Raw genomic sequence first — 22,240 nt, 5'->3', positions numbered from 1 at the left:
GCCTAATCACCTGATTTTGAAGTAGAGTGCGTCTGCCGCAACGGCTCGACCGTATTCTGGCGATAGCGCGTCACCGATAAGGCCGCCGCATCCGCTTGCATACCGCTATACACCCGGGGCCGGGATAAGTCCTGCGGCCGCGCCAGACTCACCGCCAGATTGGTGTAGGTCGCACAGCCGAACGCCACTTGTCGGCGACCGTTATGACTCCAGTGATAGTCGGGTTGGAGCAACGGGTAGCAATCCGGCGGCATCGCCACCCACCGTTTGCCGTACTGCTGCAATTTGATTGATGAAACATCCGGCATACCGGCCTTATCCCGCTGCCATGAAGCGCACCCCGCCATCAGCCCGATGCCGCCGGCGATGAGCAGTAACGCGGACAGGCGCAGTCTTGTATCAACAGCCATCCTCATACTCCTTTATGTCAACGAATCACTAATACACAAAACCAGCCGATCCCGTCAGGCGGGGAACTTCATTTTGCAAGGGGTCATAACCGATCTTTTTGTTCACGATAAATTCGATATCGGAATTGGCCCGCATGCTGTCCAGCGGCGTAGCCAGTTGCGCGGCGGCCGCGGGCCGCACCAGATACGGCGTGACGATCACCACCAGTTCGCTTTTGTTGTTTTGATAATCCGTAGAAGAAAACAGTTTGCCCAACACCGGCACCGAACCCAGCCCCGGGATTTTAGAAAGCACATCGCTGACGTTGTTCTGCAACAGACCGCCAATGGCGAAACTTTGGCCGCTCGCCAGTTCGATGGTGGTTTCCACGCGGCGCACGGACACCCCGGGGATCGTCAACCCTTCCATCACGATGCTGTTGTTGGGATCGATATCGCTGATTTCTGGACGCACTTTGAGGCTGATGCGGTCGTCGCCCAATACCGTGGGGGTAAAATCGAGCGCCACGCCGAATGGTTTGAACTCCACGCTCATCGATTCGGATTCCTGACGGATAGGAACCGGGAACTCCCCGCCGGCCAGAAAACTGGCGGTCTGACCGGACACCGCGGTCAGGTTAGGCTCGGCCAGAATGCTGATTAAGCCTTCCTTATCCAGCGCGTCAATCATGGTTTCAATCGACGTATTGCCGGTACGGAACCCGCCGATACCGCCATAGGCGCCCGATGCCCGGGTATAGTTCCTCACCCCCGTAGCGGCGTCGGTCGTCGCAAAGTCCCGCATTCCAGCCAGCCCAAGCAGAAAGTTTCCCGGGGTGGAAACCGCCTCCCAGTTCACCCCCAGTTGTTGAACGACCTGGCGCGACACCTCGGTGACGCGCACCCGCAGATGCACCTGCACCGGGCTGGCGATAGTCAACTGGTTGAGCAACTGCTCCTTTTCCGCCAGATAGGGACGAATGGTCTGGACAACCGCCTCGGCGGCTTCGGCATCCGGCACCGAACCGGTAACCATGATCGAACCCGGCGTCGAGGTCAGCGCCAGCCGCAGTTTCGGGAAACGCTGGCGCAACGAACTTTGCAGTTCGCCCAAATTATGCCGCACCACCACCGTGCGTTGCAGCAGCGGTTTGCCCGCTTCATCCAGCGCGTACAGCGAGGTGGTGCCCACCCGTTTCCCCAGCACCAGCACCGCGCCCTGAGCCGGCGACTGCACATCGGCGATCTCCGGGTCGGCGACGAATACCGTCGTCATTTCAGCGGCGACGTTGATTAATTTCCCCGCCCCGACAGACAGCGCCAGCGTCTGTTGCGCCTTAACCGCCGTCGTCAACAGCAAACCGGCCATAGCCAGCGTAAGCATAAAAGTGCTCAATGAAATCCTAGCGAGCATGAGAGCTAAACTCCTGTTCCTGACGTTGACTGCCCCGCATAATCACCACCTGACGCGGCGCTAGCGGGCGCGCATTTCCTTCCGATGACGCCGATGCGCCGTTCCCCAATGCCCGGGAGACATCGCCGCCCCATATTGGCCGGTTCTCCTTCCCGAGCGTCTTATCCCATGCCACCACCGAGGCCGTCGCCTGCTGCTGAGCGTCGCCCTCGCCCCCATCCCGCTCGTCCACCGCGAAGCTGCGCAGCGCCATGGACAGGCTGCCCAACTGCGCCGCCACGGTCACCGCCTCCGCCGCCCGGGGCGCCACTTCAATGGTCACGGTGCCGGCGCGGATCGGCTTGCCGTTATCTTCGGTTTTGCGCTGTATGCTGGAGCCGACGGCGATAATACGCACCCGCTCGACCACTGTTTCACTCACCACCGCCCGCGCATCATGACGGGGGTTGTTCTCGTCCTGACGTAGGCGCTGGGTGAGGATAATGTCGACGAAATCGCCCGGCTGAATCAGCCCGGCGTTGCCGGAAACCTCATCCACCGGCACCGAGACGGCGCGCATGCCCGGTTTCAACACCGCCGCCAGAAAACCCGGGGCGTCCGGGCGGATGACATCGCTCTCCAGAATCAGCGTCCCCGCCGCCATCTGTTTGCGCAGCAGCGCCCCGTTAAGATTGGCCGCGCGGCCGTCCGCCGTCAGCGCCCCTTCCGGCACCTTGTTTTCCGGGTAGGCTTGCCAACCCAGATCCCCCTCGCGCAGCAGCAACCCTTCCGGCAACGCAGCCGCGGTGATACGCACTTGCACACGTTGTTCCGGCGGCGCGTCGCTCTGCTCGCTAGTGACGAACATCATGCGGGCCAGCGCCGCCAGCAGGGCCGCCGCCAGCAGAATCAAGGCCAGTTTCAATACCGAAGACATCGACAGACCACTCCCAAATGGATTAGCAGATGACTGAAAAAGCGATCATTAACCCTGGCCGAGGATCAGCACCGTTATTCCGCCCGCGACCAGCGCCACGCCGTAGGGCACTCCGCGCCGGGCCGACAGGGCATAAGCCAGTGACGGTTCGTTTACCGGATCGGCGACCGCCGGCGGCCGCTTTGCCAGTTTATCCGCCAGCCAACCCGCCACGCCGATCAACGCGCCGACCAGACCAATGACGACCAAAGCCGGGGCCGCGTACAGCGGCCCGGCCCAAAGCATGACTACCGCGCCCAACTTGACGTCGCCGCCGCCGACGCCGCCGCGTATAAACGGCGGCAGCAGCAGCGCAAAGGCGATCGCGCCAACCAGACAATGTGTCGCGAATTGCGCCCCGTTCAGCCCCTGATAAAAGGCATACAAGGGAAATAACAGGGCGTAATACAATACCCACCGGTTGGGCAAACAGCGCCGGGTTAAATCGGCGCGGATTAATAGCCCAAATAACGCCAGTAGCGACGCGGTAATGGTTAGCTTAATAAAAAGCATTAACGATTTATTTTTTCGCTTCGCTTTCGGTAACCGCTTTCTCAATCGATGTATTAGCATTCTTAAAAAGCGTATCGACCTTATCGCCGAAAGTTGTTATTCCGCCGGCGACAATCACCACGATCACCCCTGCCAGAATGGCGTATTCCAGTGCGGAAACGCCACGTTCGTCTTTTTGTAGTTTCTTTAAAAAATTACGCATCACTTCTCTCCTAAGCGTTAATGTTGATAAATTAAATATTTCACTACAATAAAATAACAATCAGTAAGGTTAATATAAATTGATACGCACCACCGTCTGAAAGACGCGCAAAGAAGCGCTGCGCATGGCTGCTCGTCACAGTCTGGCGCTTATCAAAATAGTAGAACCGATAATTGAAACCGATAAAAAGATGACATTTAACGCATCTAAATATGGCGGAACAATCCTATCCAATTAAATAATTAACGCAAGCATTTTAATCAGAATGCTTATCAAGTTTTAACCAGATCACAGAAATAAAAATAATAAGTCGAATTCCCTTATAACGAATAACAAATAAACGTTACACATTCATGTTATTAATAATACAGCCGACCCAATAAAACAATATTAATAGGAGACTAATTAATAACTCCATCAATAAAACACGATTCATAATCTAATAATTTTTTAAAACATCATTAAAAATATGATTACCTCTATTCATAAGAAAAGTTATTAATCGCATATACTCTAAATAATAGAGATCTTATGGTTGGTTTTTTCCGAGTGGGAAACGCCGACGCCGGCCGATATGCGACACGGACTTTTGAAACAGCGGCAGGATGCGACAGCGTTGTCGTTAGCGTAACTCGATTAACGTCAGCAGGCCGCCGAATACGGCTCCGGTGTCGATGTAGAGCTGATTAAAAAAGATCAGGGGTTTGTGCAGCGGCGTATGGCCGAAGATAAACAGATAAGCGCCGACGATCGGACTTCCCGCGCCCGCCAGCGCCCGGGTAATGCGGGTACGCCCCCAGATAAGCGCATCCTCATCAACCGCCTTGCCGAACGCGTAGTCGTTCGCCGGGTAGTCGGCATGGGCAATCACATAGCGGCGGCTGCCGATATGTACGTCAATGACCAGCGGCAGGCTGGAGGTTCGGGCTATCCGTTGCGCGGCGAGAGATTTATCCGCCGGATTAAGCGCGGCATACCATGTTCCGCCGTTGCGTTCCCAAAGCCAGTGGTTATCCTCGCTCAGCGCGGCCCGCGCCATTCGCTCATGATTGCCGCACACGGCGGTAAACCAGGGTTCATCCAGCAACGCCAGACAGGCCATACTGTCCGGCCCGCGATCGATCAGATCGCCAACCGAGATCAGCAGGTCGGTTTGACGGTTGAATTTTCGGGCCGACAGGGCATCCAGCAATAACCGATGGCAGCCGTGGATATCACCGACGACGAATACTTTTTGATAATCATCCCCACTGATGCTGCGATACATGACTACCCCACCTTCGGCTCGCGGATATGCGCCCCTTGCGCGCTGAGATCGAGGAGGATTCAACACGCCGGCGAATCACGTTTCCGTCAGGCGGCGCGTTATCATCACGCTCCCGTATCTCCACCGCGCGCGCGGGAAAGCTCAGGAAAATACTCGCGCAAGGTATTTGCCACCGCCTGTCGGTCATAACCCAGGCGGTGCAGGATGGTGGCGATTTGCCGGGCGGAAATGGCATCCTGATATACCGTGATCAATACGTCGGCGATCAGCTGCGGCGTAATGACGGAAATAGCCGAGATCTCGCCGACATTGCCCCCGAAAGACTGAAGGATATGGTCGACAGCCTGTTCCGGGGTCATGCCTTGTGCCTGCAACGCGGCCAATACCGAAACCAACCGGTCTTTTAATTCATTCGTCGCCACCATTCGGCTCCTTCAAATCAGCGCCTCTCACAGTAGGATTATGGGCAGGCAAAGACACCACAATCCGCTAGGTATATAATAGTGTCAAATAGACCAAAACACATATTGATACAACTCCACGCGTATCGATTCATCATCTTCTTACCCGAAATGCGATAATCCCCCCGGATAAGAATCGTATTTCTGTTTATGCCCGATCAATTTCATGATGCCGCAAGCCGACGCACGCGCAATCTGAAAGATGAAGGGCTTTGTGAGCAAAAGGTTAAGTCATGATCACCACCGACGGTAACAATGCGGTCGCTTCTGTGGCCTGGCGAACAAATGAAGTTATCGCCATCTACCCGATTACGCCCAGTTCCACCATGGCCGAGCAGGCCGCCGCCTGGTCGAGCGACGGCGGAACGAATATATGGGGAGACACGCCCCGCGTGGTTGAAATGCAGTCGGAAGGCGGCGCCATCGCCACCGTGCATGGCGCACTGCAAACCGGGACGCTGGCGACGACATTTACCTCATCGCAGGGTTTACTGCTGATGATCCCGACGCTGTATAAGCTGGCGGGCGAATTGACGCCGTTTGTCCTGCATGTGGCAGCCCGTACGGTAGCGACCCACGCTTTATCCATTTTCTGCGATCACTCAGACGTGATGGCGGTACGCCAGACCGGCTGCGCCATGCTGTGCGCCAGCAACGTGCAGGAAGCGCAGGACTTCGCGCTGATCGCACAGATTGCCAGTCTCAACAGTCGACTGCCGTTTATCCATTTCTTCGACGGTTTCCGCACCTCGCATGAAATCAACAAGATCGAACCGCTGAGCGATGAAGCGCTGCGCCAGCTATTGCCGCAGAAAGCCATCGATGCGCATCGTGAGCGAGCGCTTACTCCCGAACATCCGGTGATCCGTGGAACTGCCTCCAACCCGGACACCTTTTTCCAGGCGCGGGAAGCGACCAACCCGTGGTATGACGCCGCTTATCGGCATGTTGAACAGGCAATGGACGATTTCGCCGCCGCCACGGGACGTCAGTACCGGCCGTTTGACTATTACGGTCATCCGGAAGCCACCCGCGTGATTGTTCTGATGGGTTCAGGCGTCGGCACCTGTGAAGAGGTCATCGATACGCTGCTGACGCACGGCGAGAAGGTCGGCGTGGTGAAAGTGCGCCTGTATCGTCCGTTCTCCGCGCAACATCTGCTGGCAGCCATTCCGCCGACGGCGAAAAGCATTGCCGTGCTGGATCGCACCAAAGAACCGGGCGCGCTGGCCGAACCACTGTACCTGGATGTGATGACCTCGCTGGCGGAAGCCTTCTCAATCGGTGAGCGCTCGCAAATGCCGCGGGTGATTGGCGGTCGTTATGGCTTGTCATCCAAAGAATTTACCCCGCAATGCGTGCAGGCTATATTCAATGAGTTAGCGCTTGCCAACCCACGACCGCGCTTCACCGTGGGGATTTATGATGACGTCACGCATCTTTCACTGCCGTTGCCGACACAGCATCTGCCTACCGGCGCCTCGCTGGAAGCCTTGTTCTATGGGCTGGGCAGCGATGGAACCGTATCCGCCACCAAAAACGCGATCAAGATCGTCGGCGAAACCACGCCGATGTTTGTACAGGGCTATTTTGTCTATGACTCCAAGAAAGCGGGCAGTCTGACGGTTTCCCATATGCGCGTCGGCCCGCACCCCATCAATTCCGCCTACCTGATCGATCGGGCGGATTTCGTCGCCTGTCACCAGTGGCAGTTCATCGATAAGTACAGCATGGTGGAACGGCTGAAGCCCGGCGGCGTGTTCCTGATTAACGCCCCGTACGCCAGCGATGATTTGTGGCATCGTCTGCCGCAGGACGTTCAGGCCGGCCTTAATCAGCGCAAGGCCCAGGTGTACTGCATCAATGCCGCCAAGATCGCCCGTGAATGCCAGTTGGGCGCCCGTATCAATACCGTGATGCAGATGGCGTTCTTCCATCTGTCGCAGATCCTGCCGGGTGAGCTTGCCGTCGAAAAACTGCGGGCGGCGATCGCAAAAAGCTACGGCAGTAAAGGTCAGGAGCTGGTTGAACGCAACTGGCTGGCGCTCGACGCCACCCTGGCCGCCTTATCGGCCGTGCCGCTGGAAGCGGTCAACCCGCAAAGCCCGCTGCGCCCGCCGGTGGTTTCCGACGCCGCGCCGGACTTCGTGAAAACCGTGACGGCGACAATGCTGGCCGGTTTGGGCGATACCCTGCCGGTCTCGGCGCTGCCGCCGGACGGCACCTGGCCGACCGGCACCACCCAATGGGAAAAACGCAATATCGCGGAAGAAATTCCGCTGTGGCAGCCCCAACTATGTACCCAGTGCAACCACTGCGTCGCCGCCTGCCCGCACGCCGCCATTCGCGCCAAAGTAGTGCCGGCCGAGGCGATGGAACACGCGCCGTCGTCGCTGCAATCGCTGGACGTGAAAGCCCGCGATATGCGCGGTCAGAAATATGTTTTGCAGGTCGCGCCGGAGGACTGCACCGGCTGTAATCTGTGCGTGGAAGTTTGTCCGGCGAAAGATCGCCAAAATCCAGAGATTAAAGCCATCAACATGGCATCGCGTCTGGATAACCTGAACGTCGAAAAAGAGAGCTTTGACTTCTTCCTGCAACTGCCGGAAATCGACAAATCCAAGCTGGAACGTATCGATATCCGTACTTCTCAGTTGATTTCGCCGCTGTTTGAATATTCCGGCGCCTGCTCCGGCTGCGGCGAAACCCCTTACATCAAACTGCTGACCCAGTTGTATGGCGATCGCCTGCTGGTGGCCAACGCCACCGGCTGTTCGTCCATCTACGGCGGCAACCTGCCCACCACGCCGTGGACCACCGACGCCAACGGGCGCGGGCCGGCCTGGGCCAACTCGCTGTTCGAAGATAACGCCGAATTCGGTCTGGGCTTCCGCCTGAGCGTCGATCAGCATCGCCAGCGCGCCGTGCGTTTACTGCACGAGTTGGCGCCGCAACTGCCGGCCGATTTAGTCGCCGCGCTACAGGAAGAAGCGATCGCACCGGAACTGCGTCGTCAGCAAATTGCGCAACTGCGGATGCTGCTGGCCGATCTCGGCGGCGACGCCGCCATGGCGCTGACCGCCGCCGCCGATCATCTGGTGGACAAATCCATTTGGCTGATCGGCGGCGACGGCTGGGCATATGACATCGGCTACGGCGGTCTGGATCACGTGATGAGCCTGAGCGAAAACGTCAACGTGCTGGTGCTGGACACCCAGTGTTACTCCAACACCGGCGGCCAGCAGTCCAAAGCCACCCCGCTGGGTGCGGTGACCAAGTTCGGCGAAAAAGGCAAACGCAAGGCGCGCAAAGATCTCGGCATCAACGTAATGATGTACGGCCACGTGTACGTGGCGCAGATTTCACTGGGCGCGCAGCTTAACCAGACGGTGAAAGCGATTCAGGAAGCGGAAGCCTGGCCGGGGCCGTCGCTGATTATTGCTTACAGTCCCTGTGAGGAACACGGCTACGATCTGGCATTCAGCCATGACCAGATGCGCCAGTTGACCGCCACCGGATTCTGGCCGCTCTATCGCTTCGATCCGCGCCGCGCCGAGGAAGGAAAAGCGGCGCTGGTGACCGATTCCCGTCCGCCTTCCAGCAGCCTGAGCGACACCCTGCTGAAAGAGCAGCGTTTCCGCCGTCTGAATACCCAGATGCCGGAAGAAACCGCGCTGCTTTACCAAGAGGCCGAATTGGATCTGCGCCGCCGCTATGATTTCCTGACCATGATGGCCGGAAAAACAGAGAAAAACCCGCAGGAGTAAGTGGTCCAGCCCCGCCTCGGCCCGTCCTCCGTCAAGGGGGAAGCCAGGTGGGGAATCAGAGTAACGCATCGAATTTTATCGATGGTCTGGAAAAAGGAAACGGATATGAAGGTCGCACTCGGGCAATTCGCGGTTGACCGCGACTGGCAAAATAATGTCACGACGATATCCGCGCTGATGTCGGACGCACAGCGTGCGGGGGCCGATCTGCTGGTATTGCCTGAAGGCGTTCTGGCGCGCGACATCACCAATCCCAAGCTGGTGTTGACCGCCGCTCAACCGCTGGACGGCCCGTTCATCACCCAGGTGCTGACGGCCAGCAAAGGCAGCGACATGACCGTCATAATGAGCATTCATGTGCCGAACGGTGCGGAAAAAGTGTGGAATGTGCTCATCGCCATTCGTAACGGCGAGATCATCGCCCAGTATCGGAAACTGCATCTGTACGATGCCTTTTCAATGCGGGAATCGGAAAACGTCGTTCCCGGCGATGAAGTGCCGCCGCTGGTCGCCGTCGCGGGGTTGAAAATCGGTCTGATGACCTGTTACGACATTCGTTTCCCCGAATTGGCCCGACGCCTGGCGCTGGACGGCGCCGACGTCCTGGTTCTGCCGGCCGCCTGGATCAAAGGGCCGTTAAAAGAGTCGCACTGGGAATTGCTGGTTCGCGCGCGCGCATTGGAAAACACCGCTTATGTGGTGGCGGTCGGCGAATGCGGCGTCAAGAATATCGGCAACAGCATGGTGGTTGATCCCTTGGGCGTCGTCGTCGTTCAGGCTCCTGAAGTACCGGCGCTGCTCTACGCGGATATCGATCCTGCCCGCCTGGGTTACGCACGGGAGGTATTGCCTGCGCTGGCGAACCGCCGTTTCGACATACCGCGCCTGCCGAATGAATAACCAGCGCCGACTGGCGCTGAATAATAACCGCAAGAACAATTCAAGATAAAAAAGTGTGATTCGTTACACATGTTGTTTCCCTCCGAGGCGGTTGTGCACATATAATGCGCATCCGGTCATATCGACCCAGAACAAACCAGATCCCGCTTTTCTGGTATGGCATTTACCACTCAACAAAGACATGAAAATGAGTATTCGCGCGATCCTTACCTTAGTTATGGCAGCCGCGGCATTCAGCCAGGCCGCTTTTGCCGTTGTCTACCCTCTGCCCGCGGCCAACAGCCGACTGGTGGGAGATAATCTGGAAGTTACTATCCCCACGGACAGTACGTTGCCGCTAGAGCATTTTGCCGCCCAATATCAAATGGGGCTGAGCAACATGATGGAGGCGAACCCGGGAATTGATGCCTACCTGCCGATGCCGGGCAGCACCATGATTGTTCCTCATCAATTGATTCTTCCGGACGCGCCGCGCGAAGGTATCGTGATCAACAGTGCGGAAATGCGCCTGTATTACTACCCGAAAGGCACCAAAACCGTCGTGGTGCTGCCGATCGGCATCGGTGAGTTGGGCAAGGATACGCCGATTGACTGGACGACGTCGGTACAGCGTAAAAAAGCCGGCCCGACCTGGACGCCGACGGCCGCCATGCATGCGGAATATGCCGCGCGCGGTGAAACATTACAGAAAGTTTTCCCCGCCGGCCCGGATAACCCGATGGGGCTTTACGCTCTGTATATCGGCCGGCTGTACGCCATTCACGGCACCAACGCCAATTTTGGCATCGGTCTGCGCGTCAGCCACGGCTGCGTGCGTTTACGGGCGGATGACATAAAATACCTGTTCGATCACGTCCCGGTCGGCACGCGCGTGCAATTTATCAACGAACCGATCAAGGCAACGGTGGAACCGGATGGTTCGCGTTATGTGGAAGTTCATCACCCGCTGTCGCGCACCGTGGAAGAATTTAACTCCGAAGCCCCGACGCCGCTGACCATCAGCGCCAAAGTCGGCAAAGTGGTCGCCGATGCCGGCGTCAACCAGCACCAACTTGACAAGGCACTTCAGGAACGCTCCGGCATGCCGGTCAAGATCAACGGTCTGATTGAAGAAGCGGCGCCTACGGTGCCGGTTGAATCCGTCGCGGCGCCGATTGCGCCGGATGCGGCAGATCCCGCCGTCGCGCCGCCGCAGGATAATGCGGCGCAAGAATCCGCGCCAAACGACGCCGCCCAAACGCCCGCACAGGACAATACCGCGCCGCAAACGGATGCCGCCGCGCCAGCGTCCGACGCCGATCACTCCTGATTGCTCATCTCGTGAAAAATGGCACGGACGCCATTTTTCACGCTTCCCGCATGGCGCTTTCGCCGCCGGTCGTCAAATCAGCGCCGCTTCTTTCAGTTCGCTTTTCAGATAAGCATAATAAATCGGCGCGGCGATCACGCCGGATAAACCAAACGCCGCTTCAAACACCAGCATCGCCAGCAGAATTTCCCAGGCATGGGCTTTAATTCGGGTGCCGACAATCTGCGCGTTGAGAAAATATTCGAACTTATGAATCAGCATCAGATAAATCAGCGCCACCAGCGCGATCGGCAAGGAAATAGACAGCGCGGAAATAAACACAATCGAATTGGAAATTAAATTACCGATAACCGGCAATAAGCCGAAGACGAACGTCAAAACCACCAGGGTTTTAGAGAACGGCAAATGAATGCCGAAACAGGGAAACGCCCCGAGAATAAAAATCGCGGACAGTACGGTATTGACGGCGGAAATTTTTACCTGGGCAAAAACAATATTGCGGAATGAGGCCGACAACAGCGATACCCGACGCAGCAATTCAGCCTTCAGCAGCGGTTTTTCTTCATCACTTTCCACATTATATAAAGAGATAATGGCGCCCAGCACCATACCAATCAGCATGGTGACAAAACCGTGCAGAAAGCTTTTCCCCATGTTTTGCAGGATAGCGATATGCTGCTGCACCCATTGCAGAAACTCATGCTGCAACTCTTCGACGCTAACCGGCAAATATCCCGGCAGATACAGCATCAACTGCTGCTGGATATCGTTGAGAATATAGGCGATGCGCGTGTTAAACGCCGTGGTATCTTTCATTTCCTGCATCAGCAAGCCGACCAGACTGCCGAACAGCAGGCTCAACAGGCTGACCACCAGCGTGCTGATGATCGCCACCACCATCCAGCGGGCGCGCTTACCGCTAATCACTTTTTGAAAATAGGGTGTCAGCAGATTAACGATTTCATAAACCAGAAAACCGGCGATAAAACAGGCTAACAGACGCAAGGGCAGCAACAGTAACAGGCCCCCCATAATAAAGAAAAAGCTCAAAAACCGGGCTTGTTTCAGATTCAATAACTGCATGATGACGCCCCGTATGCGTAAAACTAATGCTAAATGCCAAATCGACGTTTTAAGCAGTTATTCTTGGCGTTTTAGCGCGGAAACGCCAGCGGGTTTTAACGTTGGCTGATGTCAATCCACCAGGAAAAGCGTTTTGTCGCCTGAACGGGCAACGTTCGGGCCAATGCGGCAAGTAAGCGATCCGTTTCGCGCAGCGGAAACACGCCGGAAATACGCAACCCCGCCACCTGCTTATCCACGTGGAAATAGCCATTATGATAACGGGAAAACTCATCGATAAGCTGATCCAGACGCATATTATCCGCCACCAGCACACCGGTGCGCCAGCTTTCCCGAAAGCGCTCGACGGGCGTGGGAGGGCTGCCGCCGTCCTGGTTAAACACAATCTGTTGCCCAGCGGCGACCTGCTGCGCCGACGCCGCGGTATGCAGCATGGCTTCGCCATCGAATACGGAAAGGAAACTCTGCGCCGGGGTATAGCGTAAAACAATCTGACAGGGTAATGGCGCATCAACCCGTCCGTGGGGAGTCATCAGCCCGATCGGCTGAGCGGTGCGGTTTTCCATCATCAGTTCCCCTTTGACCAACTGAAACGTCAGCGGCTGGGCGCCGCCGGTTTGTTGATTCAGGGCGGAATCGGTATTTAGCCAGACGCTCATGCCATCGGCAATCTTCAGCTCGCGGGTTTCGCCGGTGCCCGTCCGATAGTCGGCAGCATAGCTTTCCCACGGCAATCCGGCGCCTAGCCCCCCGGTCAGAGCGACGATGATCAGCAGTTTGAGCATCCGCCGCCGTTCCTGCCCGCGCTGGCGCAGCACCGAAGACGCCAGTTGGCCGTCTACCGCATGGAAACGGGCATGGATCTGTTCGACCTGTTGCCAGGCCAGACGGTGCGTATCGTCACGCATCAGCCACTGTTGCCATTCCTGCCGATCGCGTTCGCTGCACGCTTCATCGTACAGCGTGGCATACCACTCTGCGGCGGCATACAGCACCTCTTTTGGAATATCGGATTTAACCGCGGAGATCATGAGTCCTGACAGAGCAGACAATTCAGCATCGCCTGCGCCATATATTTTTTTACCATCCGCTCGGAGACCGCCAATCGTTCGGCGACCTGCTTGTAGGTCAGGCCGTCAAGATGAACCCAGAGAAACGCCTGACGCGCCTTGGCGGGCAGCGTCGCCAGCATGCTATCAATCTCGATTAGCGCATCAACCACTATCGCTTGCTGCTCGGGCGAAGGCGTGTCGCACCTCTCCTGCTCCGCCAGCACTTGCAGGTAGGCGTTTTCAATATCCTTGCGCCGCCAGTGATTCACCACCAAACCGTGCGCCACGGTGGTCAGCCAGGCGCGAGGCTCGCGGATTCGCATCGCCTGATGCTGGCTGATAAGCCGTAAAAACGTATCCTGCGCCAAATCGGCCGCCTGCTGCGAACATCCCAAACGCCGACGCAGCCAGGCCTGTAACCAGGAGTGATGGTCGTGATAAATCTGCTGAACCACAAAAGACTCAGTCTGATTTGAATAAGCGAGCGCGGGACTATTCACGGGCGTAACTCGATGTCATAGCGATGAAATGATTTTCATTATCACTATCGATAAAGTCAATGAATTTTCGCCGCGCTCGCGACCGGCAGGCCTTTTCCCTTCCCTGGGAAGAGACGCCTTACCAGCGGTAGCTGATATTGGCGCTTACGTTACGGCCCTCGCCGTAATAGCACCAGAAATTACAGGCGCTGACATATTCATGATTGGCCAGATTGGTCGCATTAACCTGCAACCGCCAGTCTTTACTGAAGTCATAGGCGATCATCGCGTCCCACAGGGTATAAGCCGGTACTTTCATCTCCGCGCTATTGACGATATCGCCGTAAGAACTTCCCACATACCGCACGCCGCTGCCGACCGTCAGGCCTTCCAGCGGCCCGTTAAACGCATAGCTCACCCAGCCGGAAACCACATGCTCCGGTAATCCTGGCAGGCGCTTGCCCACTTCGCCGACCGTGCCGGATTTGGTGGTCTCAACTTGGTTATAGGTGTAGTTCGCCGTTAACGTCAGCCCCGAATACACCTCGCCGCTGAACTCCAGTTCCACGCCCCGGGAGCGCGCTTCCCCGGCCTGAACGGTGATATTGGGGTTGGCGGGATCGGTGGTCTTAACGTTTTTCTGTTCCAGATTAAACAACGCCGCCGAGGCGTAGCCATTAAATCCTTCCGGCGTATATTTTACCCCGACTTCAGTCTGCTGCCCTTCTTCAGGAACATAGGGGCGCTCATAGCCGTCACGCCCTGAAACCGGCAGGAAAGATTCCGAGTAGCTGATATAGGGCGACAGGCCGTTATCGAACAGATACATCAAGCCGGCGGTTTTGGTAAATTTGGTGTCATCGGTACGGGTGTCAGCGCCGGACGTGAGATTGCGATCGCGGGATTTCGCCACATCGTAGCGGCCCCCCAACAGGAAGATCAGGCGCTCATTATATTTAATCTGATTCTGAATATAGTAACCCGTCTGGTGACGTCCCGAACGGTGATCGAAAAGCTCGCTATCGGTCGGCGAAGTATAGTTGCCGTAAACCGGGTTAAAGATATCAATCGGATCGCCGAAAGAATACAAGTTGGCGTCGCGGCTTTGCGTATTGGCCCGACGATAATCCACCCCCAGCAGCAAGGTATTCTCAACGTCGCTAAACTGCCACTCGCCCACCATACGGTTATCCGTCGACCAGTTTTGCGCAAAACCATCACGATAGGTCAGCCCACGGTAAGCCTCGCGATCGCTGACCATACCCAGGACATAGGCGCCCCGTAGATCCATGTTCAGGTAGGCGTAATTCAGATTTTGATGAAACGTCCAGGTATCGTTTAGATGGTGGGTAAACTCATACCCGAGGTTAAACTGGCGGGTATTGTGGTGGTTAATACCCGGCTCACCGAGCGAGGTTTTATAACCAACCTTGCCAAACGGCGTGTTATGCAGGGTGCCGTATGGCAGTTTGAACCCATTGGTCATACCCGACTGGGTATCCATATAACTGGCCAGGATCGTTAACTCGGTATCTTCTCCCAGCAATGTCACGCTGGGCGCCAGATAGAAACGCTTGCTCTCGGCAAAATCAACCTCGCCCGAGGTGTCTCGCGCCAGCGCGACCACGCGATACAATACTGAACCGTCGTCGTTCAACGGCCCGGAGCTATCAATCGCTAAATGACGATAGTCGTCGGAACCGTATTCCAGTTCGATCTGCCCCTGGGGAAGACGTGTCGGTCGCTTGGTGATCACGTTCACCAAACCGCCCGGCGGATTCTGCCCGTACAACACCGAGGCCGGGCCTTTCAGCACCTCGATACGCTCCACGCCGAACGGTTCGATCTGCTGGCCGTAAAAACCGTCTTCATTCAGCGTAGCCAGCCCGTTTTGAAAGCGGGACTGATCGCTGAAGCCGCGAATCGTTACCCATTCAGCTTTGTTATCCGGCCCGTAAGGCGTCGCCAGAATACCGGTGCTATACCGCAGCGCCTGATCGATCTTCTGCGCGCCGCGCTCCTGAATCTGTTGTTCAGTCACCACCGAAACCGCCCGCGGCGTTTCTGAAAGGGGAACGTCCAGCTTTAATGCCGTGTTGGGCGGCGCGGTAACCACAATCCGATCGTTGTTAGCCGCTGTCGATCCTGAAGCCGCCGCCGGCGCATTCGCGGTTTGCGGCGCCAGCGTTACGCTGCCGTCAGCGCTGTAGCGGGCCGTCAGGCCATTGCCGCCGAGCAACTGTTGAAACCCCTGCTCGACGCTGTAACGACCTTGCAAGCCGGCGCTGTTTTTCCCCGCAACCAGCGCCGGATCATAAGAGAGCAGCACGCCGGACTGTTGTGCGAACTGATTTAAAACCTGATTAAGCGGCCCCGACGGTACATGATACTGCTGAACAGCCGCCGCCGGCGCGGCGTACGCCACCACCGCCGGCAGTGTCATAACGAAACCGGCCCCCAGCATCCCGGCGCGTATGGCGCGGGCCAACAGATGGGTACGCAATCTTGCCATTATTCATCCCCTTTAGATTAAAAAAATTATCGTTTTCAGAAGGTATGCCAACTGAGGAGCGCAAAAGGGGAACCGCAAAATCAAAAAATGTTAGTTAGTAGAATAGTGGATGAGATCATAAATACAAAAATCGAAGATACTGAGATTAATGACAACGATCATTTCCGGGGTTAAAAAACCAATATGTTAATGATCTAAAATGGATTATTGCTTTTACGGCGATAACAAAAGTGAAGAGAGTGACGGGGTTGCCAACATGGGTCGCCCGCGACGTATCAGCACGGGAAAGGTTGTCGGCTGTCTGGAACAATAAAATAGCATTTTATGTATAAACAATATTGCTTAGTAGACTCATCGAAGAAAGTATAAACCACACAAGAAAAGACAACCTGGCAAATAATTCGGCAAGCGATAAAAACCACCATTGCCATTATTTTTATGATGGTTAAGTCATTTAGAGTAATTCATGTTTTCTCTTCTCTAATTCGGAGAATGATACCAAAACCGAATGCCCGAACGCTTCGCTTTCTGAAACGCTATCAGACAGATCAATAAGAGTAGGTAATGAATTTTAAACCCGACAGGCCTTATGCAAATAACTCGCAGATCAATGCAACCGGTTGCTATTGATATCGGCCTTGCGCCTGGCGTTACATTCGCTGACGTTGCTCATCTTTGTTAATCAAAACGTCATAAAACTCTGCTATTTATGCTCGCCAATACCGTGTGTTTAAGAATCCAGATTAGTTGGCGATTCCGCTGAATCCTGGTTGAGGATTAATAAAGAAAGCACACGGTTTTCGACATTCAATTTAGAGAAAGATAACGTACTCAGCTGTTTTTTTGTAAAGCCGTCCGACAGCAGGTCTGAGACCACGCGGGTACTTAACACATTGGAATTGGTGATAAAATCCTGATACGCGAACTTCACGTTAATCGGCAGTACGTCATCGATGGAAACCGACGCGTTCATTTCGGCGCGCAGTCCAAAATGGGCGTTAAAAGCAGAGTTGGCGCAGACAACTTTACATGTCTCGTCAATCACTGCGGCAGCACGCCGTTCATTCTGAACAGGTTGACTTAGCATGCCAATGATCTCATTCCGGCCAAATATCAGACTCATTATTTCCTCTGCTTCATGCTGTATAAAAAGGTATCGCAGGTCGCTACCAGGCAAGTTCTCGCTCAGACACCCCGGCGATAAGCATTCAACCCACCGGATCACATAGGGCACCGGCATAATGTAGTTATCTAAGTTGTTTAGTTTTGGAAACCGGATGTTGCTAAATAAAAAACAAAAATAAAAATTAGCTTCCGGCCTGACTGACAAACCGTTCGCTGCTGTTCTTCGTCAATAGAGCGGCGTTTCTATTAACGTATCGTCTTGCATTGTAGATTATCCATACCAACCAGCCGGTTGAATCAGATAAATCTAAATAGCGATAGCGGGAAAAATATACCTCAATGATGTTGTCACTATCGGCGGAATAAGAGAGATCTTTATGCTTTTTGATCGTAAAGGACGATCAAACTGGGAATAACAATAGACGCAATCTATTGAAAACAATAGATTGATCGTTATACCCGTCGCGAAGCAGGGAATAATTCTCATAATTTTTTATAGCGTGACATATATCACTTGAAGAAATGCTGTTTTCATGCCGTAACTTGCTTATTTCCTAAGGGCTTAGGCAATAACTTTAGGCCATCCGCTGATTACTTTCCTGCATTGCGTGATCCATCGCTCAAAAAAGAAACAAATATTGCCAGTTAACTACAATTAACCATTGATTGACATATCCTTAACATGTTTAAGGAGAAGCGCACATGACTCAACATCATAAACATGCCATACCTGCCGCCATTGCGGAAACAGCCCTGATAAATGCCGATCAATATACCCGGTTGTACCGGCAATCCATTGACGACCCTGAGTCTTTCTGGCGTGAGCAGGGGAAAATCGTCGACTGGATCAAACCCTATCAGCAAGTGAAAAATACGTCCTTTGACCCCGGTCATATTCGTATTCGCTGGTTTGAAGACGGCACGTTGAATGTCGCGGCCAACTGTCTTGACCGCCATCTTGCAGAGCGCGGCGATCAAACGGCGATAATCTGGGAAGGGGACGACGCCAAAGAAAGCAAAAAGGTCACCTACCGCGAGTTATATCAATCGGTTTGCCGCTTTGCCAACGCCATGAAATCTCTGGGGATTAAAAAAGGCGATGTGGTTGCCATCTACATGCCGATGGTGCCGGAGGCGGCCGTCGCCATGCTGGCCTGCGCCCGCATCGGCGCTATTCATTCCGTTATCTTCGGCGGTTTTTCCCCGGAGGCTATCGCCGGGCGAATCATCGATTCCAACGCCAGGCTGGTGATTACCGCCGATGAAGGCATCCGCGCCGGACGCGTCATCCCACTTAAGAAAAACATTGATGAAGCGCTGAAAAATCCGGGCGTCAAGACCATCACCAACACGATCGTATTCCGTCGCACCGGAAAACAGGGCGAATGGCAAAACGGACGCGACCTCTGGTGGCACGATCTGATCGCGCAGGCTGACGAACATTGCCCGCCGGAAGAGATGAATGCCGAAGATCCGCTGTTTATCCTTTATACCTCCGGCTCCACCGGAAAACCCAAAGGCGTATTACACACCACCGGCGGTTATCTGGTCTACGCGACGCTGACGTTCAAATATGTCTTTGACTATCATCCGGGGGATATTTACTGGTGTACGGCGGATGTCGGCTGGATCACCGGCCACAGCTATCTGCTGTACGGCCCGCTGGCCTGCGGCGCCATCACGCTGATGTTCGAAGGCGTTCCCAACTGGCCGGACGCGCGGCGTATGGCACAGGTTGTCGATAAGCATCGGGTCAATATTCTCTATACCGCCCCCACGGCGATCCGGGCGCTGATGGCGGAAGGCGACAAAGCCATCGAAGGCACGTCGCGGGAATCGCTGAAAATCATGGGTTCCGTCGGCGAACCGATCAACCCGGAAGCCTGGGAGTGGTATTTCAACAAGATCGGCAACGGCAAGTGTCCGATCGTCGATACCTGGTGGCAGACGGAAACCGGCGGCTTCATGATCACCCCGCTGCCCGGCGCGATTGAAGCGAAAGCCGGGTCGGCCACCTATCCTTTCTTCGGCGTTCAACCGGCGCTGGTGGATAATCTGGGCAACCCGCAGGAAGGCGCCTGCGAAGGCAATCTGGTGATTACCGATTCCTGGCCCGGTCAGGCGCGAACCCTGTTCGGCGATCACCATCGGTTTGAACAAACCTATTTCTCCACCTTTAAAGGGATGTACTTCAGCGGTGACGGCGCCCGCCGTGACGAAGATGGCTACTACTGGATCACCGGCCGCGTCGATGATGTGCTGAACGTTTCCGGCCACCGTCTGGGGACGGCGGAAATCGAGTCGGCGCTGGTCGCTCACCCGAAAATCGCCGAAGCGGCGGTGGTGGGTATCCCGCACAATATGAAAGGCCAGGCGATTTATGCCTACATCACGCTTAACCACGGTGAAGAACCGTCCAGCGAATTGTATACCGAGGTGCGCAACTGGGTTCGCAAAGAGATCGGGCCGATCGCCACACCTGACATTCTCCACTGGACGGACTCTTTGCCGAAAACGCGATCCGGCAAAATCATGCGCCGCATTCTGCGCAAAATTGCCGCGGGCGACACCAGCAATCTGGGAGATACCTCCACGCTGGCCGATCCCGGCGTCGTCGAAAAGCTGTTGGAAGAAAAGCAGGCCATGAGCACATCCTCCCCATGATCGTGTAATCCCTTGTTCCTTCACACACCACCGGGCCAGATAGCGGTTCGATGGCGTGTGGCTGCGATCGATCAATCGTTTACTGGAGACTTACGATGAATGATGACATTTATCAACGGATTGAAAGTAACCCCCTGTTTAGAGAACTGGTGAATAAACGGCAGCGCTTCGCGACGATCCTTTCTCTGATCATGCTGGTGCTTTACGTCGGCTTTATTCTGTTGATCGCCTTTGCCCCCGGCTGGCTGGGAACCCCAATCGCTTCCGGATCGAGCATTACACGCGGGATCCCGATTGGGGTTGGGTTGATCGTCACCTCTTTTATTCTCACCGGTATTTATGTCTACCGTGCCAACGGTGAATTTGATCGCCTGACCAAACAGTTACTGAACGAGGTAAAGCAATGAAAACGCGTTTCATGATGCTGCTCGGGCTGCTCGCTTTATCTCCGGCGGTATTGGCCGCCAAAGCCCTGACCGGTGAGGTTCAGCGTCAACCGCTGAATATCCAGGCCATTGTGATGTTCCTGCTGTTTGTCTGCGCCACGTTGTATATCACCTATTGGGCGTCCAAACGGACACGCTCGCGCAGCGATTACTATACCGCGGGCGGCAATATCACCGGATTTCAGAACGGACTGGCGATTGCCGGCGACTATATGTCGGCGGCCTCCTTTCTGGGGATCTCCGCGCTGGTCTATACCTCTGGCTATGACGGGCTGATTTACTCGCTCGGCTTTCTGGTCGGCTGGCCGATCATCCTGTTTTTAATCGCCGAACGCCTGCGCAACCTCGGGCGTTACACCTTTGCCGATGTGGCGTCGTATCGTCTGCAACAGCGCCCGATCCGCAGTCTGTCGGCCTGTGGCTCGCTGGTGGTGGTGGCGCTGTACCTGATCGCCCAGATGGTCGGCGCGGGCAAACTGATCGAACTGCTGTTCGGCCTTAACTATCATGTCGCGGTCATTCTGGTCGGGATCCTGATGGTGATGTACGTGATGTTTGGCGGGATGCTGGCGACCACCTGGGTACAGATCATCAAGGCAGTGCTGCTGTTGTTCGGCGCGACGTTCATGGCGGTCATGGTGATGAAATCCGTCAACTTCAGCTTTGACAGCCTGTTCAGGCAGGCCATGGCCGTTCACCCGAAAGGCGTTGACATCATGAGCCCCGGCGGGCTGGTTTCCGATCCGATCTCCGCGCTGTCGCTGGGGCTGGGACTGATGTTCGGCACCGCGGGCCTGCCGCATATCCTGATGCGTTTTTTCACCGTCAGCGACGCCAAAGAAGCGCGGAAAAGCGTGTTCTACGCCACCGGCTTTATGGGCTATTTTTACTTCCTGACCTTTATCATCGGCTTTGGCGCAATCCTGCTGGTCAGCGCCAATCCTGACTTTAAGGATGCGACCGGGGCGCTGATTGGCGGCAACAACATGGCCGCCGTTCATCTGGCCGATGCGGTAGGCGGTAATTTCTTCCTGGGATTTATCTCCGCCGTCGCCTTCGCCACCATTCTGGCGGTGGTCGCCGGGCTGACGCTGGCGGGCGCATCGGCGGTTTCCCACGATCTGTATTCCCACGTCATCAAAAAAGGCAAAGCCACCGAACGTAACGAATTGAAAGTCTCGAAAATAACCGTTTTGGTGCTGGGCATCGTCGCCATCGCGCTGGGGATTCTGTTTGAAAATCAGAACATCGCCTTTATGGTCGGTCTGGCTTTCTCCATCGCCGCTAGCTGCAACTTCCCGATCATCATCATCTCGATGTACTGGTCGAAACTCACCACCCGCGGGGCGATGATCGGCGGCTGGGCCGGATTGCTGACGGCGGTGATTCTGATGATTCTGGGGCCGACGGTATGGGTGAAAATTCTCGGCCACGCGACGCCGATTTATCCGTATGAATATCCGGCGTTGTTCTCCATGCTGGTGGCCTTTATCGGCATCTGGCTATTCTCCATCACCGATCGCTCCGCCGCAGGTCAGCAAGAGCGCGCCCGTTTCCATTCACAGTTTGTGCGTTCACAAACCGGCGTCGGCGCTTCGCGCAGCGGTTCGCATTAAGCGTGGACAAATAACTTGCCCGTGCCGGACGCGGGCAATATTTTTACGGTGCTCGTCACTTAGTGACGCCGCCCCGTTGGGCGAAT

18 protein-coding genes are annotated in these 22,240 nt (G+C 55.5%); 6 read left to right on the top strand and 12 right to left on the bottom strand.

Annotated elements, in window-relative coordinates:
* Positions 1-2: 2 nt before the first annotated feature.
* The 7 genes from JG725_RS12705 to JG725_RS12675 all read right to left on the bottom strand — a co-directional run bounded on the left by JG725_RS12705 (position 3) and on the right by JG725_RS12675 (position 5,165).
* Complete coding sequence (locus tag JG725_RS12705) at positions 3-410, bottom strand: CpaD family pilus assembly lipoprotein (protein WP_199378289.1); 408 nt, start codon at positions 408-410, stop codon at positions 3-5.
* A gap of 28 nt (positions 411-438) precedes the next feature.
* Complete coding sequence (locus tag JG725_RS12700) at positions 439-1,803, bottom strand: type II and III secretion system protein family protein (RefSeq protein WP_199378288.1); 1,365 nt, start codon at positions 1,801-1,803, stop codon at positions 439-441.
* Positions 1,793-2,719 carry a Flp pilus assembly protein CpaB gene (cpaB, locus tag JG725_RS12695; RefSeq protein WP_199378286.1) on the bottom strand — a complete coding sequence of 309 codons (927 nt, stop codon included), beginning with the start codon at positions 2,717-2,719 and terminating at the stop codon, positions 1,793-1,795. The genes JG725_RS12700 and cpaB overlap by 11 nt, the downstream gene beginning before the upstream one ends.
* Before the next feature lie 48 nt (positions 2,720-2,767).
* A complete protein-coding gene (locus JG725_RS12690; protein WP_199378284.1) occupies positions 2,768-3,271 on the bottom strand; it encodes a prepilin peptidase in 504 nt (167 codons plus the stop codon).
* A gap of 7 nt (positions 3,272-3,278) precedes the next feature.
* The gene (locus JG725_RS12685) at positions 3,279-3,473 is read right to left on the bottom strand and encodes a Flp family type IVb pilin (RefSeq protein WP_172290051.1); all 195 of its coding nucleotides are present in this window, start codon (positions 3,471-3,473) and stop codon (positions 3,279-3,281) included.
* Between the two features lie 622 nt (positions 3,474-4,095).
* A complete protein-coding gene (locus tag JG725_RS12680) occupies positions 4,096-4,740 on the bottom strand; it encodes a metallophosphoesterase (protein WP_172290052.1) in 645 nt (214 codons plus the stop codon).
* Between the two features lie 104 nt (positions 4,741-4,844).
* The gene (locus JG725_RS12675; RefSeq protein ID WP_172290053.1) at positions 4,845-5,165 is read right to left on the bottom strand and encodes a hypothetical protein; all 321 of its coding nucleotides are present in this window, start codon (positions 5,163-5,165) and stop codon (positions 4,845-4,847) included.
* Positions 5,166-5,434: 269 nt separating this feature from the next.
* On the opposite strand from JG725_RS12675, the gene nifJ reads away from it, so the two are divergent.
* From nifJ to JG725_RS12660, 3 genes are all read left to right on the top strand, one after another.
* Positions 5,435-8,968 (top strand): pyruvate:ferredoxin (flavodoxin) oxidoreductase, encoded by a 3,534-nt coding sequence (gene nifJ, locus JG725_RS12670; RefSeq protein ID WP_199378282.1) that lies wholly within the window; start codon positions 5,435-5,437, stop codon positions 8,966-8,968.
* A gap of 105 nt (positions 8,969-9,073) precedes the next feature.
* On the top strand, positions 9,074-9,868 hold the full coding sequence (locus JG725_RS12665; protein WP_199378280.1) for a deaminated glutathione amidase: 795 nt from the start codon (positions 9,074-9,076) through the stop codon (positions 9,866-9,868).
* A 181-nt stretch (positions 9,869-10,049) separates the two neighbouring features.
* The gene (locus tag JG725_RS12660) at positions 10,050-11,177 is read left to right on the top strand and encodes a L,D-transpeptidase family protein (RefSeq protein ID WP_199378277.1); all 1,128 of its coding nucleotides are present in this window, start codon (positions 10,050-10,052) and stop codon (positions 11,175-11,177) included.
* Positions 11,178-11,249: 72 nt separating this feature from the next.
* Here the strand turns inward: JG725_RS12660 and JG725_RS12655 are convergent, their stop codons facing one another.
* The 5 genes from JG725_RS12655 to JG725_RS12635 all read right to left on the bottom strand — a co-directional run bounded on the left by JG725_RS12655 (position 11,250) and on the right by JG725_RS12635 (position 17,426).
* The gene (locus JG725_RS12655; protein ID WP_172290057.1) at positions 11,250-12,260 is read right to left on the bottom strand and encodes an AI-2E family transporter; all 1,011 of its coding nucleotides are present in this window, start codon (positions 12,258-12,260) and stop codon (positions 11,250-11,252) included.
* A gap of 95 nt (positions 12,261-12,355) precedes the next feature.
* Positions 12,356-13,312 carry a DUF4880 domain-containing protein gene (locus JG725_RS12650; RefSeq protein ID WP_233356416.1) on the bottom strand — a complete coding sequence of 319 codons (957 nt, stop codon included), beginning with the start codon at positions 13,310-13,312 and terminating at the stop codon, positions 12,356-12,358.
* Positions 13,288-13,812 (bottom strand): sigma-70 family RNA polymerase sigma factor, encoded by a 525-nt coding sequence (locus JG725_RS12645; RefSeq protein WP_199378275.1) that lies wholly within the window; start codon positions 13,810-13,812, stop codon positions 13,288-13,290. The genes JG725_RS12650 and JG725_RS12645 overlap by 25 nt, the downstream gene beginning before the upstream one ends.
* Before the next feature lie 118 nt (positions 13,813-13,930).
* Positions 13,931-16,303, bottom strand: a complete 2,373-nt coding sequence (locus tag JG725_RS12640; protein WP_199378273.1) for a TonB-dependent siderophore receptor — start codon at positions 16,301-16,303, stop codon at positions 13,931-13,933.
* Between the two features lie 730 nt (positions 16,304-17,033).
* On the bottom strand, positions 17,034-17,426 hold the full coding sequence (locus JG725_RS12635) for a transcriptional regulator (RefSeq protein WP_172290060.1): 393 nt from the start codon (positions 17,424-17,426) through the stop codon (positions 17,034-17,036).
* 704 nt (positions 17,427-18,130) lie between these two features.
* Here JG725_RS12635 and acs point away from each other — a divergent pair.
* The 3 genes from acs to actP all read left to right on the top strand — a co-directional run bounded on the left by acs (position 18,131) and on the right by actP (position 22,154).
* A complete protein-coding gene (gene acs, locus JG725_RS12630; protein ID WP_199378271.1) occupies positions 18,131-20,092 on the top strand; it encodes an acetate--CoA ligase in 1,962 nt (653 codons plus the stop codon).
* A 95-nt stretch (positions 20,093-20,187) separates the two neighbouring features.
* The gene (locus tag JG725_RS12625) at positions 20,188-20,499 is read left to right on the top strand and encodes a DUF485 domain-containing protein (protein WP_172290062.1); all 312 of its coding nucleotides are present in this window, start codon (positions 20,188-20,190) and stop codon (positions 20,497-20,499) included.
* Entirely contained in the window at positions 20,496-22,154 is a 1,659-nt protein-coding gene (gene actP / locus JG725_RS12620; protein WP_199378269.1) for a cation/acetate symporter ActP, read from the top strand. Before JG725_RS12625 ends, actP begins: the two co-directional genes overlap by 4 nt.
* The last annotated feature ends 86 nt before the right edge of the window (positions 22,155-22,240 follow it).

The organism is Brenneria sp. L3-3C-1 (assembly GCF_016456245.1).
Taxonomy (GTDB): Bacteria; Pseudomonadota; Gammaproteobacteria; order Enterobacterales; family Enterobacteriaceae; genus Brenneria.
Note: the sequence above shows the minus strand (reverse complement) of the source record. Positions and strands in the feature narration are given on the sequence as shown.

Coding starts and splice junctions, on each gene's coding strand:
- JG725_RS12705 (WP_199378289.1), bottom strand. CDS start 410: ATGGCTGTTGATACAAGACTGCGCCTGTCCGCGTTACTGCTCATCGCC.
- JG725_RS12700 (WP_199378288.1), bottom strand. CDS start 1,803: ATGCTCGCTAGGATTTCATTGAGCACTTTTATGCTTACGCTGGCTATG.
- cpaB (WP_199378286.1), bottom strand. CDS start 2,719: ATGTCTTCGGTATTGAAACTGGCCTTGATTCTGCTGGCGGCGGCCCTG.
- JG725_RS12690 (WP_199378284.1), bottom strand. CDS start 3,271: ATGCTTTTTATTAAGCTAACCATTACCGCGTCGCTACTGGCGTTATTT.
- JG725_RS12685 (WP_172290051.1), bottom strand. CDS start 3,473: ATGCGTAATTTTTTAAAGAAACTACAAAAAGACGAACGTGGCGTTTCC.
- JG725_RS12680 (WP_172290052.1), bottom strand. CDS start 4,740: ATGTATCGCAGCATCAGTGGGGATGATTATCAAAAAGTATTCGTCGTC.
- JG725_RS12675 (WP_172290053.1), bottom strand. CDS start 5,165: ATGGTGGCGACGAATGAATTAAAAGACCGGTTGGTTTCGGTATTGGCC.
- nifJ (WP_199378282.1), top strand. CDS start 5,435: ATGATCACCACCGACGGTAACAATGCGGTCGCTTCTGTGGCCTGGCGA.
- JG725_RS12665 (WP_199378280.1), top strand. CDS start 9,074: ATGAAGGTCGCACTCGGGCAATTCGCGGTTGACCGCGACTGGCAAAAT.
- JG725_RS12660 (WP_199378277.1), top strand. CDS start 10,050: ATGAAAATGAGTATTCGCGCGATCCTTACCTTAGTTATGGCAGCCGCG.
- JG725_RS12655 (WP_172290057.1), bottom strand. CDS start 12,260: ATGCAGTTATTGAATCTGAAACAAGCCCGGTTTTTGAGCTTTTTCTTT.
- JG725_RS12640 (WP_199378273.1), bottom strand. CDS start 16,303: ATGGCAAGATTGCGTACCCATCTGTTGGCCCGCGCCATACGCGCCGGG.
- JG725_RS12635 (WP_172290060.1), bottom strand. CDS start 17,426: ATGAGTCTGATATTTGGCCGGAATGAGATCATTGGCATGCTAAGTCAA.
- acs (WP_199378271.1), top strand. CDS start 18,131: ATGACTCAACATCATAAACATGCCATACCTGCCGCCATTGCGGAAACA.
- JG725_RS12625 (WP_172290062.1), top strand. CDS start 20,188: ATGAATGATGACATTTATCAACGGATTGAAAGTAACCCCCTGTTTAGA.
- actP (WP_199378269.1), top strand. CDS start 20,496: ATGAAAACGCGTTTCATGATGCTGCTCGGGCTGCTCGCTTTATCTCCG.